This is a genomic window from Sulfitobacter sp. G21635-S1 (genome assembly GCF_027213915.1).
Lineage (GTDB): Bacteria > Pseudomonadota > Alphaproteobacteria > Rhodobacterales > Rhodobacteraceae > Sulfitobacter.
Genome location: NZ_JAPWGV010000001.1, coordinates 161,161 through 179,745 on the forward strand (window position 1 = coordinate 161,161; position 18,585 = coordinate 179,745).

General features: G+C 64.1%; 15 protein-coding genes. All 15 read left to right on the forward strand.

Annotation, left to right across the window (positions count from 1 at the left end):
* Positions 1-276 precede the first annotated feature (276 nt).
* The 15 genes from O4H53_RS00810 to O4H53_RS00880 all read left to right on the forward strand — a co-directional run bounded on the left by O4H53_RS00810 (position 277) and on the right by O4H53_RS00880 (position 18,580).
* Positions 277-1,941: an ABC transporter ATP-binding protein gene (locus O4H53_RS00810; protein WP_269360590.1), complete on the forward strand. Its 1,665-nt coding sequence runs from the start codon at positions 277-279 to the stop codon at positions 1,939-1,941.
* Between the two features lie 73 nt (positions 1,942-2,014).
* On the forward strand, positions 2,015-3,682 hold the full coding sequence (locus O4H53_RS00815) for a peptide ABC transporter substrate-binding protein (RefSeq protein WP_269360591.1): 1,668 nt from the start codon (positions 2,015-2,017) through the stop codon (positions 3,680-3,682).
* A gap of 79 nt (positions 3,683-3,761) precedes the next feature.
* Entirely contained in the window at positions 3,762-4,712 is a 951-nt protein-coding gene (locus O4H53_RS00820; RefSeq protein ID WP_269360592.1) for an ABC transporter permease, read from the forward strand.
* A gap of 31 nt (positions 4,713-4,743) precedes the next feature.
* A complete protein-coding gene (locus O4H53_RS00825; protein ID WP_114276850.1) occupies positions 4,744-5,622 on the forward strand; it encodes an ABC transporter permease in 879 nt (292 codons plus the stop codon).
* Between the two features lie 11 nt (positions 5,623-5,633).
* Entirely contained in the window at positions 5,634-6,947 is a 1,314-nt protein-coding gene (locus O4H53_RS00830) for an NAD(P)/FAD-dependent oxidoreductase (protein ID WP_269360593.1), read from the forward strand.
* A 14-nt stretch (positions 6,948-6,961) separates the two neighbouring features.
* A complete protein-coding gene (locus O4H53_RS00835) occupies positions 6,962-9,139 on the forward strand; it encodes an FAD-dependent oxidoreductase (protein ID WP_269360594.1) in 2,178 nt (725 codons plus the stop codon).
* A gap of 230 nt (positions 9,140-9,369) precedes the next feature.
* Entirely contained in the window at positions 9,370-9,750 is a 381-nt protein-coding gene (locus O4H53_RS00840) for a cupin domain-containing protein (protein ID WP_269360595.1), read from the forward strand.
* A gap of 5 nt (positions 9,751-9,755) precedes the next feature.
* Entirely contained in the window at positions 9,756-10,868 is a 1,113-nt protein-coding gene (argE, locus tag O4H53_RS00845) for an acetylornithine deacetylase (RefSeq protein WP_269361056.1), read from the forward strand.
* A 135-nt stretch (positions 10,869-11,003) separates the two neighbouring features.
* A complete protein-coding gene (locus O4H53_RS00850) occupies positions 11,004-11,849 on the forward strand; it encodes a GNAT family N-acetyltransferase (protein ID WP_269360596.1) in 846 nt (281 codons plus the stop codon).
* A gap of 17 nt (positions 11,850-11,866) precedes the next feature.
* Positions 11,867-13,240, forward strand: a complete 1,374-nt coding sequence (locus O4H53_RS00855; RefSeq protein ID WP_269360597.1) for an aspartate aminotransferase family protein — start codon at positions 11,867-11,869, stop codon at positions 13,238-13,240.
* On the forward strand, positions 13,240-14,151 hold the full coding sequence (locus O4H53_RS00860; protein ID WP_269360598.1) for a 2-hydroxyacid dehydrogenase: 912 nt from the start codon (positions 13,240-13,242) through the stop codon (positions 14,149-14,151). The genes O4H53_RS00855 and O4H53_RS00860 overlap by 1 nt, the downstream gene beginning before the upstream one ends.
* A gap of 131 nt (positions 14,152-14,282) precedes the next feature.
* A complete protein-coding gene (locus tag O4H53_RS00865) occupies positions 14,283-15,593 on the forward strand; it encodes an NAD(P)/FAD-dependent oxidoreductase (protein WP_269360599.1) in 1,311 nt (436 codons plus the stop codon).
* 208 nt (positions 15,594-15,801) lie between these two features.
* The gene (locus O4H53_RS00870) at positions 15,802-16,041 is read left to right on the forward strand and encodes a hypothetical protein (RefSeq protein ID WP_269360600.1); all 240 of its coding nucleotides are present in this window, start codon (positions 15,802-15,804) and stop codon (positions 16,039-16,041) included.
* Between the two features lie 17 nt (positions 16,042-16,058).
* Complete coding sequence (locus O4H53_RS00875) at positions 16,059-17,111, forward strand: tartrate dehydrogenase (protein ID WP_269360602.1); 1,053 nt, start codon at positions 16,059-16,061, stop codon at positions 17,109-17,111.
* The gene (locus O4H53_RS00880; protein WP_269360605.1) at positions 17,108-18,580 is read left to right on the forward strand and encodes an NAD-dependent succinate-semialdehyde dehydrogenase; all 1,473 of its coding nucleotides are present in this window, start codon (positions 17,108-17,110) and stop codon (positions 18,578-18,580) included. The genes O4H53_RS00875 and O4H53_RS00880 overlap by 4 nt, the downstream gene beginning before the upstream one ends.
* Positions 18,581-18,585: the final 5 nt, after the last annotated feature.

Below are 18,585 nucleotides of genomic sequence, written 5' to 3' on the forward strand. Positions count from 1 at the left end.
CCTGTGCAAGCTTCACAGCGGATGTTTTGACAAAACTTCAACATATCCTTCGGGCGCGGGCAATACACCGACCGGGCCAGGGGGATCCTTCGCCTCATCATGCACCGAAAAAGGTGCCATATGCGGCGCAGAATAATCTGCCAGACCCGGACATCAGATCAGTTTATCCTGCCGTCTGCACGTGGTGATTTGGTGACTCTGCCCCCCGATTGGGATCACAATACTTGGATTATCGGCGAGGACTACACAACGGTTCACACGCAAGGAAAGTGCAGCATGACAGCAAGCCCCCAGACAGACGACAGCCATGAACTGGCGCTATCGGTGCGCGGTCTGACCGTCAACCTGCCCCATGGCATGGAACGTGCCCATGCGGTCGAGGAAGTCTCTTTCGATCTCGAACGTGGCAAGATCCTCTGTGTGATCGGTGAATCGGGGTCGGGCAAATCGGTGACCGCAAATACCATCATGGGGCTTCTGCCCCGTGTGATCGGTGTCAGCGCCGGCTCCATCACGCTGAACGGGCTCGAAATTGTCGGCATGGATGCGGAATCTCTGCGCAGCCTGCGCGGACGGGTGGTGTCGATGATCTTTCAGGACCCGCTGTCGGCGCTGAACCCGCTGATGACGGTGGGCGCGCAGGTAGACGAGGCCATGCGGGCGCATGGGATCGGTACACAGGCCTCACGGCGCAAACGGGCGGTGGAACTGCTGGACGAAGTGGGGCTGCCGGACCCTGCGCTGATGTACAACCAATATCCATTCCGCCTGTCCGGCGGGCAACGCCAGCGGGTGATGATCGCCATGGCGCTGGCGCTTGAACCCTCGATCCTGATCGCGGATGAACCGACCACGGCGCTGGACGTGACCACCCAGGCGCAGATCCTCGAACTGATCCGCGACATCCAGCGCCGCAAGGGCATGAGCGTGCTGTTCATCACCCATGATTTTGGCGTCGTGGCCGAGATTGCCGACAATGTCGTGGTGATGGAAAAAGGCCATGTTGTCGAACGGGGCACCGCAGACCAGGTTCTGAAGGCGCCCGTACACCCCTATACCAAACGGTTGATCGCCGCCGTGCCGCATCTGACCGACAAGGACCGCCCGTCATTGCAATCCGCAGGCAGCGATACGGTGCTGAAGGTCGAAGGGCTGACCAAGACCTATCGCAGCGGCAGCGCCCTGCTGCGCACCCAGCGTGTGGTGCCTGCCGTACGTGACGTGTCCTTTGAACTGGCCAGCGGCCGGACGCTGGGCGTGGTGGGTGAAAGCGGATCGGGAAAATCCTCGCTGGGGCGGTTGCTGACCAAGCTGATGGACTGCGACGGGGGGCGCATCCTGTTCGAAGGCCGTGACATCGCCCCGATGGCAGAGACCGAGTTCCGCCCGCTGCGCCAGCGCATCCAGATGATCTTTCAGGATCCTTTTGCATCATTGAACCCGCGCGCGACGATCGGGCGGATCCTGACCGTGGGGCCAACCGCCCACGGGATGCCCTATGCCAAGGCCCGCGAAGATGCCCGCGCCCTGCTGGATCTGGTCGGGCTGGATACCGGGGCCTACGGGCGCTACCCGCATGAGTTTTCCGGCGGTCAACGGCAGCGGATCGGCATTGCACGCGCGCTGATGTTCAAGCCGACGCTGCTGGTTGCCGACGAAGCTGTTTCGGCGCTCGACGTGTCGATACAGGCGCAGATCCTGGAACTGCTGGACAAGGTCCAGCGGGAAACCGGGATCTCGATGGTCTTCATCACCCACGACCTGCGCGTCGCCAGCCAGATTTGCGACGATATCGCCGTCATGCAGCGCGGACGGATCGTCGAAATGGGCCCGCCGTCGCAGATCTTTCTCAACCCGAAATCCGATTACACCCGCGAGCTGGTGGCCGCCATTCCCGGCGAAAGCAGCAACCGCCCCGAATTGGCCGCAGCCGAGGGCTGAGCGCCGATATCCAAAGCCGTCACAAGAAACGTCACAAAACCAACCCGATAAATCCAACACATGGGAGACTACAATGACCAAGTTCAACAAAACCAGCGCAGGCTTCTCACGCCGCGACGCTCTGCGGGTTCTCGGCGCCGGGGGCGCTGCGGGCCTTTTCGCACCACATCTGCTGGGCAAGCCCGCTTTCGCCCAGACACCTCCGGCAGCGCCGACGGGTCGTATCGTTGTCGGCCTGTCGCAGGAACCGACCGTGTTCAATCCGCTGATGCCCCATATCGAAGTGGATGACGGCGTGAACTTCTCGATTTTCGACGCGCTGTTCCGCATCAGTGTCGATGGCGTCATCGGGCCGAACCTTGCCAGTGAAGTGCCCAGCCAGGACAATGGCGGCATTTCCGAGGACGGGCTGAACTGGCGCATCCGCCTGCGCGATGATGTCACCTGGCACGATGGCACGCCCTTCACCGCCGAGGACGTCAAATATACGCTCGAACTGATCGTGAACCCCGATTTCCGCGCCTGGCGGACCACCGGCCATGATCTGGTCCGCGACATCACCGTTGTCTCGCCGACCGAGATCACCTGGCGGATGGAAGAACCCTTTGCCCCCTATCTGTCGTTCCTGACCGAAACCTTCATGGTGCCCAAACATATTCTTGAGGCCGAGGCCAACCCCAATGAGGCCGCGTTCAATCAGGCGCCGGTCGGCACCGGGGCTTTCAAATGGGGACAGCGTCTTGCCGGGGACCGGCTCGAACTGGTGGCCAACGCGGATTACTTCGGCGAAGGCCCCTATGTCGAAGAGCTGATCTTCAAATACATCCCCGACATGACCGTGCTTTACGCCCAGTTCAAGAGCGGCGACATCGACCTCGTCGGCAACGCCTATATCACGCCCGACAACTACCAGGAGGCCAAGGATCTGGCGGACCGGGTAGTGACGGTTGAACCAAAGGGATCGGTTGAATCGATCTATCTCAACCAGGAGCTGCCTGTCTTCAAGGACCAGGCCGTGCGCGAGGCGCTGTATCTGGCGATGGACCGGACGGCGATCATCGACGCGCTGTACTATGGGGTGCCCACCCCGGCCGAAACCTTCATGCCGCCGCAGTCCTATTACTACAACCCAGATCTGCCGAAGCAGGAGTTCAACCTCGACCGCGCACGCCAGATCCTGGACGAGGCCGGCTGGGTGCCGGGCGCCGATGGCATCCGCGAAAAGGACGGGCTGCGCCTGTCATTCAACAACTCGACCACCGTCGGCAACCACCTGCGTGAACAGACCCAGCAGTTCCTGCAGCAGACCTTTGCCGAGATCGGCGCAGAGATGAAGATCGAGAACCTGCCCCCCGCCGTGATGTGGGGCGACTTCTGGGGCCAGTCGCAATTCGACTCGGCCATGGTCGGCATCACCTATCTGGTCGGCGGCGACCCGGATGTGACCTATCGCTTCCATACCGATGCCATCGCGGCCAAGGGCGGCAGCGGGTCGAACAACGCGCAGTATTCCAACTCCGAGGTCGATGCCCTGCTGGTGGAAGGCAGCCGCACGTTCGACCCCGAAAAGCGGCGGGAGATCTACTTCAAGGTGCAGGAGATCATCCGGCACGACCTCCCGTTCCTGCCGCTGTTTGCCTACACCAACCTCTATGGTCGCAAGGCAGGCATCGAGGGCTTCGAGGTCAATACCAACACGCGGACCGAATCCTGGCACGCCGCGGCCTGGTACTGGGCCTGACCTAACCTCCGGTGTCCGGGGCAGAACGCTCCGGACACCGGGCACAATGTAACGCTACCTGTCCCGGAAGGAGGAGAATATGCCTGCATTCCTGCTCAAACGCTTCGCGCAAAGCATCGTGCTGCTCGTGATCGTTTCAATCATCGGATTTGTCGTACTCAACCTCATTCCGGGCGGGCCGCTGGCGCAATTTGCGCTCGACCCCGGCATGACCGAAGCGGACAAGGCCCGGCTCGCCGAACAGCTCGGGTTGAACCGCCCGCTTTTGGTGCAGTATTTCGACTGGGCCTGGCGGCTGCTTCAGGGCGACTGGGGAATATCCTTCCGCGACGGGAACCCGGTCCTGACCGTGATCGGTCGGCATCTCTTTGCCACTTTCCTCCTGATGGGCTCCTCGACCGTCATCGCCATCGCGATCGGGACCTGGATCGGTATCCGGGGGGCGACCCACCGCTATTCGACCTTCGATTATGCCGCGACCGTGGGCGCCATGGTTGCCCTGTCGATCCCGACCTTCTGGTTCGGTCTGATCGGCATCTACGTCTTCTCGCTGAAACTGGGCTGGCTGCCGGCGGGCAACATGTATTCCATCGGCGACGGTTCGGTACTGGATTACCTGCACCACCTGATCATGCCCTCGGTGGTGCTGGCGCTGGTCCATATCGCGGTCTGGAGCCGTTATATGCGCACTGCAACGCTGGATGCGATCAGCCAGGAATTCGTGAAAACCGCCCGCGCCAAAGGTGTCACCGAACGCCGGGTGCTGATGAAACATGTCGTCGGCAACGCGCTTTTGCCGATGATCACCCTGGCCGGGGTGCAGCTGCCCTCGATCCTGACCGGCGCGCTGGTGACGGAAACCGTCTTTACCTGGCCGGGCATGGGGCGGCTGTTCCTCGATAGCCTCGGCTACAGCGACTACCCCGTCGTAATGGGATTGTTGATGTTCTCAGCCATCCTGACCATCGCAGGCAACCTTGTTGCCGATATTGTTGTCGCGCTGGTAGATCCACGCATTCGTCTGGCTTGACGCCCGACCCAAGGAGAAGGAAGCCACCGAGATGACCACCCTGACCGCAACCCACTCCCCCAGCCGCTGGTGGCAGAGCCGGGTGCTGCGCCGCTTCCTGAGCCATCGTCTGGCGCTGCTGGGGCTGTTGATGATCACCCTTCTGACGCTGGCCTGCGTTGTCGGCCCCTATCTGCTGCCCTACGACTCGCTTTACATCGATTTGCGGGCAAGGTTCGCGCCGCCCTTTGCCAGCGATCACTATCTGGGCACCGACCCCCTGGGGCGCGACATCGCGGCGCGGCTGTTCATGGCTGGCCGGATCTCGCTGCTGGTGGGCTTCTTCGCCATGGTGCTGTCGATCTTCGTCGGCACGCTGGTCGGCGTGATCGCGGGTTACCGCGGCGGCTGGATCAGCGCCGTGCTGATGCGGACGGTCGACGGGTTCCTGTCCTACCCGACCATCTTCCTGCTGCTGGCGCTGGCCGCAGCACTGAAACCCAGCCCGGTGATGATCACCATCATCATTGCCGTGACCAGCTGGATGGAGGTCGCCCGGATCGTCGAGGCCGAGGTCCGTTCGCTCAAAGAGCGGGAATTCGTGCTTGCCGGGCGCATGCTGGGGCTGGGCCGGTCGCATATCATGTTCCGCGAGATCCTGCCCAATGCCATGGGGCCCATCATCGTTGCCGCGACCCTGACAGTGGCCCGTGCCATCCTGCTGGAAGCCTATATCAGCTTTCTGGGTTTCGGAATCCAGCCGCCGCTGCCAAGCTGGGGCAACATGCTGAACGGAGCGCAGCAATACCTGGCCAGCGCGCCATGGCTTGCAATCATACCAGGCATTGCGATCACCATCGCGGTGTCCAGCTTCAACTTTATCGGGGACGGTCTGCGCGACGCGCTTGACGTCCGCAACGACACCGTCTGATAGGATATACGATGGCCAAAACATCCCGGCTTGCTGACAAGGCGACACCGTTCTGGTGGGAAGCGGCCCCGCCCGGACCGGTGCCTGTACAGCCCCCCGCCCGGTCGGTGGACGTGGCCATTGTCGGTGCTGGCTATGCCGGGCTGGCTGCGGGATTGACCCTGGCCCGGGCGGGCCGCTCGGTCGCGGCCTTTGACGCGATGCATCCGGGCGAGGGCGCATCCTCGCGCAACGGCGGCATCACCAGCGGCTCGATCCGTCCCAGCCATGCCGCGATAACAAGGACCTTTGACGAGGCCACTGCCTATGCCATCGAAGCCGAGAGCAAGACCGCGCGGGAATTCCTGTACGACTTTATCCGCAGCGAGGAGATCGACTGCGACTTCCGGCTGACCGGCTTGTTCAAGGGGGCTTTGGGGTTCGGCCAATATGACACCATGGCCCGGGGCGCCGAAGCCCTGGCGAAACGGCTGGGGATCGAGACCTATGCGGTTCCCCACGGGGAACAGGAGCAATATATCGGCTCCGGCTTTTATCGTGGCGGCGTTGTGCGCAAGGACATCGGCGGGCTGCATCCGGGCAAGTTTCATGCAGGCCTGTTGCAATTGGCACTGGCCGCCGGTGTCGCCGTGCATGGGCACACCCCGGTCACGGCGATCCGGCGCGAGGGCGCGACATTTCGCGTTCAGACCCCGTCAGGCACGGTCGAGGCGCGGCAGGTACTGGTCTGCACCAACGGCTACACCGATGGTGCCGCCCCCTATCTGCGCCGGCGTCTGGTGCCGGTGCGCAGCCGGATCATCGTCACCGAAGAGCTGCCAGCCGAGGTGATGGACCGGCTGATGCCGCAGCGCATGATGATGGGCGAGGGGCGGCAGCTGGGCTATTACTACCGCCCCACACCAGACGGCAAACGCATCCTGCTGGGCGGGCGTGAAAGCGGGCATGGGGGCGACGCCACCGTGCCGACGCAGCGGCTGCGCCGGGGGCTGGCCGAAGTCTTCCCAGAGCTGGAAGGGGTGCATCTGTCGCACAGCTGGTATGGCAATGTGGCGATGAACCGCGACATGCTGCCCCGGATCTTTGAAAAGGACGGGATCGTCTATGCCAGCGGGTTCTGCGGCTCGGGCGTCGTCTGGGCACCCTGGGTTGGCACCCGCGCGGCGCACCGGTTGCTGGGCAATGGCGAAGAGGGCCGTTCCGCGCTGTTCTCCCGCCCGCCTGCTGCGGTGCCGCTCTACCGGGGCAACCCGTGGTTCATGCCCGCGATCATCAGGGGCTATGCCCTGCAGGACCGCATCGCATGGTGGCGTAGCAAACGATAAAGCGGATGACCGCGATGTTCGACGATGCAATTGTGGCCGACCTCTGGCGCTATCCGCTCAGCACGCTGGGCGGCGAGCGCTGCGAGACCCTCCGGATGGTCAAGGGCGGGCCGGTTGGTGACCGGACCCATGGGCTTTTCGATGCGGAGACAGGCGAGACAGCCTATCCGGTGCGTGATCCCCGCTGGAACCGGGCGCCCGATATCCGGGCACGGATCCGCAACGACCGCCCCCAGATTTCATCCGATGGACAGGTCTGGCTGGATGCGGAAAGCGAGGCGGCCCGTGACATGCTGTCGTTGCATTTCGGCCGCGCGGTTCAGGTCCGGCGGCACGGCACGACGCTGGCGGACGGTACGGCGGCCCGGCCACGCTACACCATGGCGCCGGTGCATCTGATCAGCCGGCAGGCGCTGGCGCAATTGTCCCGCATGCTTCCGCAAAGCAACATGGATGCGCGCCGCTTTCGCCCGAACATCGTGGTCGATTTGCCGGATGCCCCGGAGGGTATTCCGGAATACAACCTGCTCGGCCAGCGTTTCCGGATCGGGAATGTCACCCTGCGCGGTGTCTCCCATTGTGGAAGATGCGGCTTTACCACGCTGCCGCAGGGCGAATTGCCGGGCGATCCCGACGTTTTGCGGACGCTTGTGGATCGGTTTCAACGCAATCTTGGCATCTATTGTGTCATCGAAACCGAAGGCGCGATTGAGCTTGGCCAGCGGCTTGAACTGCCGCAGCCCCGGCCAATCGTGATCGTGGGCGCGGGCCAGGCCGGCGCGATGGCGGCACGTTCCTTGCGCGAAGCAGGCCATCGCGGGCCGGTGCAACTGATCGGCGACGAAGCGCATCCGCCCTACGAGCGGCCGGAACTGTCAAAGACGCTGTTCCAGAGCGTGCCCCAGACCGATGCGATGACCCCGGATGAGGCAAAGCGCCTGAACATCGACCTGAGCCTCGGCCAGCGGGTTGTCGGGGTGGATGCGGATCGCTGCCGGGTGACCCTGGCCGATGGCAGCAATCGAGACTACGCGCGGCTGATCCTCGCGACCGGCGGGCAGGCGCGAAACCCGATGGCGCTGTCCGGTCCGCGCGTGCACAGGTTGCGCACCCGCGATGACGCACGGGCCATCGCCCTGGCCGCGCCACGCCGCTTGCTGATCCTCGGGGGCGGCTGGATCGCGATGGAGGCCGCTGCCGCCGCCCGTGCCGCCGGGATCGAGGTGACGGTTCTGGTGCGTGGACCGGCGCTGGCCCACCGCCTGTTGCCGCCTGCGGTTTCCGATCACCTTGCCGCCTTGCACCGCAGCCATGGTGTTGATCTTCGCCTGGGCGTCAGCGCTGAATTCGCTGTGGATGACAACGCGGTCCGCGCCAAGATCGGCGACAGTGAGATTACGGCTGACATGCTGCTGATCGCCGTGGGGATCGCGCCCAGCGATGATCTGGGTCGCCAGGCCGGGATCGCCTGTGACGGAGGTATCAGCACGGATGCCGCAGGCACGACCAGCAATCCGCTCATCCATGCGATTGGCGATGTGGCGTCACAACCCGGGCCGGCAGGCCTCGCGCGGATCGAAAGCTGGCAGAACGCCAATGATCAGGCGCGCGCCTGTGTGCGTGCCATGCTGGGTCAGCCACTTTCGGCCCGCGCGCCCCTGCGGTTCTGGTCGGATCAATTTGGCAAACGGATTCAAATTGCCGGGCGCCCGACTGCGAAAGCCCGCCTTTGCAGCGGACCCGGGGACGGGGACCGGCCATTTTGGGACTTTGGCGATTTTGCGATCGGCATCGACCGCCCGCAGGAGATTCATCGTTTCGATTCCGCACCACGACCAAAGACCGCGCGCCGTCAGCCGCTTAAACCAACCGGGCCGGGACGCTTCCTTGTCGCGGGTTCCGCTGTGGCGGAGGGCGCGGTGCTGCGCGTCGATGACCCCAAGCTTGGCGCACTGGCCGTCACCCGCATCGATGGTCAGGTCCATGCGGTTGCGGATGCCTGCCCGCATGCCGTGGCTTCCTTATCGGATGGTTTCGTGGCGGATGGTCACATCGTTTGTCCCGTGCATTTTGCCGAATTCGATCTTGTCGATGGCGCCCCGCGCAATGCGCCTGCCGGTTGCGGGAAACTGACCATCCGTGCGGTCAGTGAAACGGGCGATAAGATCCTGATCCACGACCGGGAAACATAGTTTTCCATGTTTGCAGGGGTTTGCCGGTTCGTGGCCATGGTTCACCTGACATGTGCCACCGGGCTTCCCCCAATTTACGGAATCGCGAGCATGAAATTGCGTCGGGCGGGCAGCATCCGGCAGGTCCTGCCGCCGGAACGGCAACTTTGGACAAGATCGCCGGGCAGGCTGGTGCATTTTGTCCGGGCAGATCAACGCGCCGGTTGGCGCACCAGCAGAAAGACCTCACTATGTCCCTTATCGTTCCGATTGATACCGCCCCCGAATTCGCCCCCCGCGAAGATGTGGCAGCCCCCGACCGCCTGATCGAAGGCGCGCCTGCCTTTCGCACATGGGCGCAGGACGAAGCCTGGGCCGAAGCCGCGCAATGGGGTCAGATTCGCACCGGCGTATGGGAAGCCACGCCCGGCACGACAAAGTCGATGAAGGGCGAAACTTTTGAATTCTGTCATATCCTGTCCGGACGCGTCGAGATCAGCGAAGACGGCGGTAACACCTTCAGCTTTGGTGCGGGCGACAGCTTTGTGATGAAGCCGGGCTTCGTGGGCGAGTGGAAAACACTGGAGACCCTGCGCAAGATCTATGTCACCGCAACCCCCGTCACGGAGTGAGCGTGATGCAGGCATCGGGTGCCGCGCTGCTGGAGCAGCTTGTCGGCTTTCCCAGTGTGGTCGGCACGCCCAATGACGGGTTGATGCAGTTTGTTGCGGATTACCTGCGCAAACACGGGGTGCCCTTTCACCTGCTCAAGGGACCGGAAGGCGACCGGTACAATCTGTTCGCCACCATCGGGGATGCGTCACGGCCCGGCTATATATTGTCGGGCCATGTCGATGTGGTGCCGGCGGGCGAGCCGGAATGGCTGGATGATCCCTTTGTCCTGCGCCGTGACGGCGGGCGGCTGATCGGGCGGGGCAGTTGCGACATGAAGGGCTATGTGGCTGCGGTGCTGGCCGCCGTGCCCGAACTGGTCGGTATGGAGCTGTCCGCCCCTGTTCATATTGCGCTGTCCTATGACGAGGAGGCGGGCTGTCGCGGGGTGCCGCATATGATTGCGGTGCTGCCGGATCTATGCGCGCCGCCCCTGGGCTGCATCGTCGGAGAGCCGACCGGGCTGGTGCCGGTGCTGGCGCATAAGGGCAAGGCGGCGCTGCGGCTGGTGGCCGAGGGCCGGTCGGGCCACAGTTCGCGCCCCGATCAGGGTGACAATGCCATTCATGCGCTGTTGCCTGCGCTGTCCGTTGCGCGCAAGCAGGCCGAGGCGCTGCGTGAAGGGCCGCAGGATGACCGTTTCGCGCCGCCCTATTCCAGTCTTCAGATCGGCACGGTGCAGGGCGGTCAGGCGCTGAACATCATCCCCGATCACGCCGAAGCCAGCATGGAGGCGCGGGCGATTGCCGGTGTTGATCCCAAAACGCTGCTGGAGCCGGTGATGGCGGCGCTGGGGCCGGGGGTGCGCGGCGAATGGCTGTCGACTTATCCGGCGCTGTCGCTGGAAGCGGATCATCCGCTGGCCACACTGGCCGCGCACATCTCGGGGCATAAGCCCCTGGGTGCTGTCAGTTTCGGCACCGAGGCGGGGCTGTTCCAGCAGGCGGGAATCGCCTCGGTCATCTGCGGGCCCGGCGACATCGCACGCGCGCACCGGCCCGAGGAATATCTGACCGAAGACGAACTTGCGGGGGCAATTGCGATGGTCCTGGCGCTGGGGCGTCATCTGGCGTCCTGATCCGCTTTGCGCTACGCGGCATTTTCTGTGGCCGAGCAACTGCGCCGCCGCAGAAAACTGCCGCAACGGGCGGGGATCAAAACAAAACTGCCGTGTGCGGGGGCCTAGACTGGGCACAAACAGGACGGAAAATTCATGACTGCTATCAAACCCGCACCGGCCAGATTGTCGCAAGACGATGTTCGGATCACCGCCTTTGAGCCCGCCCATCTGGATGGCGCACTGCGTCTGTCGACGGAGGCCGTCTGGCCGCACCGTGCCGAGGACTGGCAGCTCACGCTGTCGGTCTCCAGGGGGGTTGTGGCGCTACAGGACGGCAAAGTTGTGGGCACTGCATTGTGCTCTGCCTTCGGCGATGTGGCGACGATGAACATGATCATCGTCGATGCGCAGATGCGCGGACGCGGGCTGGGTCGGGCGCTGATGGAGCAGGTGATTGCCCTTGGCGGTGCGCGCGAATTGCGTCTGACCGCCACTGCGGACGGGCTGCCGCTTTATGAAAAGATGGGGTTCGTGGCCTGTGGCGAAGTGTGCCAGCAGCAGGGGATTGCCCAGGCGGCGACGCCTGAGTTGTCCGTTCGAACCGGTGATGCGCAGGATATTCCGGCGCTGGCCGCGCTGGATTTGCAGGCCTCGGGCATGTCGCGGGCGGGATTGCTGGGGGCGATTGCCGCGCAGGGCGAAGTGCTGCGCTGCGAGAACGGATTTGCCCTGCTGCGCGATTTCGGGCGCGGGCGGGTGCTGGGGCCGGTGGTGGCACGGGACGCGGCCAGCGCTGCGGCGCTGATGGCCGAGGCGGCGCGCCGCTGCGCTGGTGGTTTCCTGCGTGTTGACCTGCCCGCCGACGCGGGCATGGGCGAGACCGCAACGCGGCTGGGCCTGCAAGCCGCTGGCGGCGGCATTGCCATGAAACGCGACGCGCGGACCCGCGCGCCGTCGGAATACAAAACCTTTGCCCTTGTGTCGCAGGCGCTGGGATAACCTGAATGGGAAGTCAAATGTTGACCAATTCTCTTGTCGAGCTGGACCGCCAGCACCTTGTTCATCCGGTGTCGTCCTTCCGCGGCCACGAGGCCCGCGGCGTGCGCGTCCTGCGGTCGGCCAAGGGGGCGACTGTCACCGACAGCGAAGGGCGCGAGCTGCTGGACGGGTTTGCGGGCCTTTGGTGTGTGAACGCGGGCTATGGCCATGAAAGCGTGGTCGAGGCCGCTGCCGAGCAGATGCGCAGGCTGCCCTATGCCACAGGTTATTTCGATCTGGGGTCGGAACCCCCGATTCGGCTGGCCGCCGCCCTGGCCGACCGTGCGCCGGGCGATCTGAACCACGTCTATTTCACCCTTGGCGGGTCGGACGCGGTGGACAGCACCATCCGCTTTGTCCGCTACTACTGGCAGGCCAGGGGCAAGCCCGGGCGCGATCAGTTCATCTCGGTCGAGCAGGGCTATCACGGCTCAACCACGATGGGCGCGGGGTTGACCGCGCTGCCCGGTTTCCATGACGGGTTCGGCGTGCCCTATGCCTGGCAGCACAAGATTTCCTCGCATTACCTCTATCGCAATCCGCGGGGCGATGATCCGCAGGCGGTGATCGAGGCCTCGGTGGCCGAGCTGCGCGCCAAGGTGGCCGAGATCGGAGAGGACCGCGTTGCGGCCTTCTATGTCGAGCCGATCCAGGGATCGGGTGGCGTGCTGGTGCCGCCGCCGGGCTGGATCAAGGCGATGCGGGATCTGTGCACTGAACTTGGCATTCTCTTTGTCGTCGATGAGGTCATCACGGCATTTGGCCGCACCGGCCCGATTTTTGCCAGCGCCGACGAGGGCATCGTGCCCGACCTGCTGACCTGCGCCAAGGGTCTGACCTCGGGCTATGTCCCGATGGGGGCGGTCTTGATGTCGGATCATGTCTATGAGGTGATTGCCGATGGTGCAGGGGCCAAGGCTGTGGGGCATGGGTTCACCTATTCCGCGCATCCGGTCTCGGCGGCGGTGGCGCTTGAGGTGCTGGCGCTTTATGAGGGCGGGCTGTTCGAGAACGGCATACGCGCAGGCAAACGCCTGATGGCGGGGCTGGAAACCCTGCGCGATCATCCCCTGGTTGGCGATGTGCGCGGACGCGGGATGCTGGCGGCGGTGGAACTGGTGACCGACAAGGCGCGCAAGACACCCCTGCCGCCCGAAGTGCAGCCTGCAACGCGCTTGTTTGACCGGGCCTGGGAACAGGGGCTGGTGGTGCGGTCATTCCCGCAGGGCATCTTTGCCTATGCGCCGCCTCTGTGCTGCACCGAAGACGAGATAGACGAGATCGTGGCGCGGACCCGCAAGGTTCTGGATATCACCCTGGACGATCCCGAAATTCGCGAGGCGTTGCGCTGATGGCATTGCTGTTCCTGTCCAGCGCCGAACGCGCAGCGGTCTGGGTCGCGGCCTTTGAGGCGGCGGGTGAAAAGATCATCGTGGGCGAAGAGGCCGTCACCGACCCGGCCGATGTCACGCATCTGTTGTGCTGGACACCCCCGAAAGATCTGCAGCGCTATCCCAACTTGCAGGTCGTGATCAGTTCCGGGGCCGGGGTGGACCAGATGCCTGCCTTGCCCGCAGGCATGGAACTGGTGCGCGCCCTTGATCCGGGTATCGAGGAGATGGTGCGCGACTGGGTGGTCATGGCAACATTGATGCTGCACCGCACGATGCCGACCTATCTGGAACAGGCAGGGCAGGGCCAATGGAAGCCGCAGGCGGTATCGCATGCGCGGAACGCCCGCGTCGGGATCATGGGCATGGGCCGGATCGGCACATTGGCGGCACAGACGCTCGGCGGCATGGGTTTCAGGGTCAGCGGCTGGTCACGCTCCGGGCGGGCGGTGGCAGATGTTCCGGTTTATGGCCTGCAGGATCTGGACAGGTTTCTGGGCCAGAGCGATATTCTGATCTGCCTGCTGCCGCTGACAGCCGAGACGCGCGGCATTCTGAACGCCGCTCTGTTTGCGAAACTGCCGGAAGCGGCGGCGCTGGTGCATGCCGGGCGCGGGGCGCAGCTGGACATGCAGGCAATGCGCGACGCGCTGGACAGTGGCGCGCTGCGGCATGCGATGCTGGATGTGACCAACCCTGAACCGCTGCCTGCCGATCATTGGGCCTGGCGCGATCCGCGGGTGATCGTCACGCCGCATATCGCGGCCGTGACCGATCACCACGCTGGCGCGCTGCATGCGCTGGAGGTGGTCCGCGCCACGCGCACCAAAAGCCCGCTTCCAGGGTGTGTCGATCAGAACCGGGGGTATTGAGCGCAACCGGCGGCGCCGCGCAGGTTTCGTTTTTATGAACAATTACAAGACCATATCCTGCGACGCCGCGCAGCAGGCGATATGATGAAGGTCTGGCTAGAAGTACGGAGAATACAATGCCTGCCCCGTTGATGAATTTGACGACAAATGACACCTTTCCAGATGCTGCCGATTGCGTGGTGATCGGGGCAGGCATCGTCGGCGTATGTGCCGCCTATTGGCTGTCGCGTGCGGGCATGAAAGTGGTGCTGCTGGAGAAAGGCCGCGTGGGGGCCGAACAATCCAGCCGCAACTGGGGCTGGTGCCGCCAGCAGAACCGCGATGCGCGCGAGCTTCCGCTCTCCACCCGCAGCCTGGCGCTGTGGGAAGACATGGCGCAGGACATCGGTGTTGATCTGGGCTTTCGCCGCTGCGGGTTGCTGTATCTTTCCAACGATGCCGCAGAAATCGAAGGCTGGGCCAGCTGGGGCCGGTTTGCGCGGGGCGAAGGTGTCGACACCCGGATGCTGAGCGCCGCCGAGGCCACCGAAAGGGGCGCTGCGACGGGGCAGAATTGGGCCGGTGGGGTCTGGTCGCCCAGCGATGGCATTGCCGACCCTGCCAGTGCCGCACCGCAGATTGCACGCGGCGTGATGCAGCATGGCGGTGTCGTGGTGCAGGGCTGTGCCGCCCGCGGTATCGAAACCGAAGCGGGGGCCGTCTCGGCGGTGGTGACCGAGCGTGGCGTGATCCGCACGCCGCAGGTGGTGATGGCGGGTGGCGCCTGGGCGGGCAGTTTCCTGCACCAGTCGGGCATCTTCTTTCCCCAGGCCTCGGTGCGCAGTTCGATCCTCTCCGTGGCCCCGGGTGCCGAGGGTTTGCCGCCTGCGCTGCATACCTCTGCGGTGTCGCTGACCCGGCGTGGCGATGGCGGTTATACATTGGCGATTTCGGGCAAGGGCAACGTTGATCCGACCCCCCGGATGATCCGCAAAGCCAGGCATTTCCTGCCGATGTTCACCAAACGCTGGCGGTCGCTGCTGCCAGGCGGGTTGCAGGCCTGGCGGGCGGGTTTCGAGACCATGGCAACCTGGGATCTGGACCGGGAAACCCCGATGGAACGGGTCCGCATCCTTGACCCGCGCCCCTCGGTTGCGACGGTGAACCAGACGCTGGCCAATGCGCGCAAGCTCTTGCCCGTACTTGCGACTGTACCGGTGCAGGCACGTTGGGCAGGCTATATCGACAGCACGCCGGATGGCGTGCCGGTGATCGACAATGATATCGGCATTGCGGGTCTGACGCTGGCGGCGGGGCTGTCTGGCCACGGCTTTGGCATCGGGCCGGGGGTGGGCCATCTGGTCGCCGATCTGGTACTTGCCCGCGCCCCCATCACCGAGACGGCGCAGTACCGGCTGGTCCGCTTTGATCATGCCCAATGGGGCAGAGTATCCAAGTTTTGATTGTGGCTGTGCGGCCATGGCTCTGCCCAATGCAGGGCGGCAGGATACAGGCCGCGCCGATCTGAAGGTTCGGGCCCGACAGCGCCAAAATCTTCTGCCTGAGAAATCCGGGAGTGCAGCGTAAAATGCTGAGGATCCGGCGCTTTCGGCAGCTTTGGCCGCATCGAACGCGCGATCTTGCAGGCAGAATTCCTTCTCAGGGTGCGCCATGAACCTTGCCATTGATGCAGACCAGACCGCCTTGCCAGCCTGTCGGTTTATCGGGGGTGCCGATGGCGCCGATGCCGGACGGGTGGTGCGCTTTCGGAGTTTTGGGGGCGCGCAAGTGGCCTTGGCTCTTGTCGGCCATCCCGGCTATGGGCTCTGTGCGGGGCTGAAGACCTGCGGCCCGGGATGCAGTGCCGGTGCCGCCAGCCGCAGAATGAAATCGGTCCTGATCGACCTGTGAAGACCAAGGAAACTGATATGACCACATATAATCTTGCTTTGATCCCCGGAGACGGCATTGGCGTCGATGTCACCGACGCCGCCATGGAGGTCATGAACGCGGCCGCCGGCCGCTTTGGCTTTGCCCTGGAAACACAGACCTTTCCGTGGTCTTGCGAATATTACGCCAAGACAGGTGCGATGATGCCGGACGATGGCATTGAAACGCTGCGCGGCTTTGACGCGATCTTTCTGGGTGCGGTCGGCTGGCCCGAAAGCGTGCCGGATTCGGTGTCGCTGCATGGTCTGCTGCTGCCGATCCGCAAGGCCTTTGACCAATATGCCAACATCCGGCCCCACAGGCTGCTGGCCGGTGTCGAAGGCCCGCTGAAGGCCGAAGGTTTCGACATCCTGTGCATCCGCGAAAACACCGAAGGTGAATATTCCGGTGCCGGCGGGCGCGTGCATCAGGGACGTGACAACGAAGTGGCGGTCGAGACGTCGATTTTCACCCGCCAAGGTGTCGAACGTATCCTGCGCTTTGGTTTCGAGCAGGCACAGGCCCGGCGCAAGCATCTGACGTCGGTCACCAAGTCGAATGCACAGAAGTATTCGATGGTGTTCTGGGATGAGGTGACCCGCGAACTGGCCGCCGAATATCCCGAGGTGACGGTCAGCCACATGCATATCGACGCCATGGCGGCCAAGATGGTGATGAACCCGCAGGATCTGGACGTGGTGGTTGCCTCGAACCTGTTTGGCGACATCCTGACCGATCTGGGCGCGGCCATTCAGGGCGGGCTGGGCTTTGCCGCATCCGCCAACATCTGCCCCGATCGCAGCGCGCCTTCGATGTTCGAACCGGTGCATGGTTCAGCACCGGATATTGCGGGCAAGAACATTGCCAACCCGATCGCCGCGATCTGGTCGGGGGCGCAGATGCTGGAGCATCTGGGCGAGGGCGAAGCCGCTGCCGCTGTGCTGGAGGCCGTCGAAACAGCGACCGCACAGGGCATTGGCACCCGTCCCGGTCAGAACACCACAGACGATATCACGGCGGCAGTTGTTGCCGCGCTTGGAGGAAAAGCATGACCGTTCACGACACACCATCCACCAACCTGCGCGACCAGCTGTCCGATCCCGACCTGCTGCGCGAAGCGGCGCTGATCGACGGCGACTGGATCGAGCGCGCGGACATGCCGGTGATCGACCCGGCCACCGGTGACGCGATCGGGCATATGCCAGACTGTACGGCGGCTGAAACCAGCGCCGCCATCGCCGCCGCCGAAGAGGCGATGAAAGACTGGCGCGCGCGCACCCATGTCGACCGCGCCGACATCCTGATGCGCTGGTACCAACTGATGTACGACCACGCCGAAGACCTGGCGCGGATCCTGACCGCCGAACAGGGCAAACCGCTGGCCGAGGCGCGCGGCGAGGTGGTTTACGGCGCATCCTTTGTCCGCTGGTTCGCGGAAGAGGCGCGGCGGATCAACGGCCATATCATCCCCTCTCCGGTGCCGGGCAAGAAGATCTTTGCCATGAAGGAGCCGGTTGGCGTCTGTGCCATCATCACGCCGTGGAATTTCCCCATCGCGATGATCACCCGCAAGGTGGCCCCCGGCCTGGCGGCAGGTTGCACGATGGTCATCAAGCCGTCCGATTTCACCCCCTATTCGGCGCTGGCGCTTGGCGTTCTGGCCGAACGGGCGGGCATGCCCAGGGGTGTGCTGAACATCCTGACCGGTCGCCCCGAGGTGATCGGCGAAACGCTGACCGCCAGCCCCGTGGTGCGCAAGCTGTCGTTCACCGGCTCGACCCGCGTGGGCGCGCTGCTGGCCGGGCAATGCGCCCCGACGCTCAAGAAAATATCGCTGGAGCTGGGCGGCAACGCGCCGTTTATCGTCTTTGACGATGCCGATCTGGATGCCGCTGTCGAAGGCGCGATGCAGTCGAAGTTCCGCAATGGCGGTCAGACCTGTGTCTGCGCCAACCGCATTCTGGTGCAATCCGGCATCTACGATGCCTTTGTCGCGGCATTGGCGGCCAGGGTCGATGCGTTGACGGTGGGTCCCGGCACAGCCGAGGGCATTGCCATTGGTCCGATGATCAACACCAGCGCCATCACCAAGATCAACGCCCATGTGGCGGATGCATTGGCCAAGGGGGCCCGGCGTGCCACCAAGGCGCGCGATCTTCCCGCGCAATTTGCCGATCCGGTCGTGCTGTCGGAAGCGACGGTGGACATGCAGCTGGCAGACGAGGAAACCTTTGGCCCCGTCGCGCCCGTGTTCCGGTTCGAGACGGAGGCCGAGGCGCTGGCGCTGGCCAATGGTACGCCCTTTGGTCTGGCGGCCTATTTCTACACCACGGACATGGCCCGTGCCTTCCGGTTCGGCGAGGCGCTGGAGGCGGGTCTGGTCGGGTTGAACACCGGCGTGGTCAGCCATGCAGAGGCGCCTTTCGGCGGCGTCAAAGCCTCCGGTCTGGGGCGTGAGGGCGCGCAGGAAGGGATCGAGGAATACCTTGAAACCAAGGCGTTCCATTTCGCTGGTCTGTGAGCGCA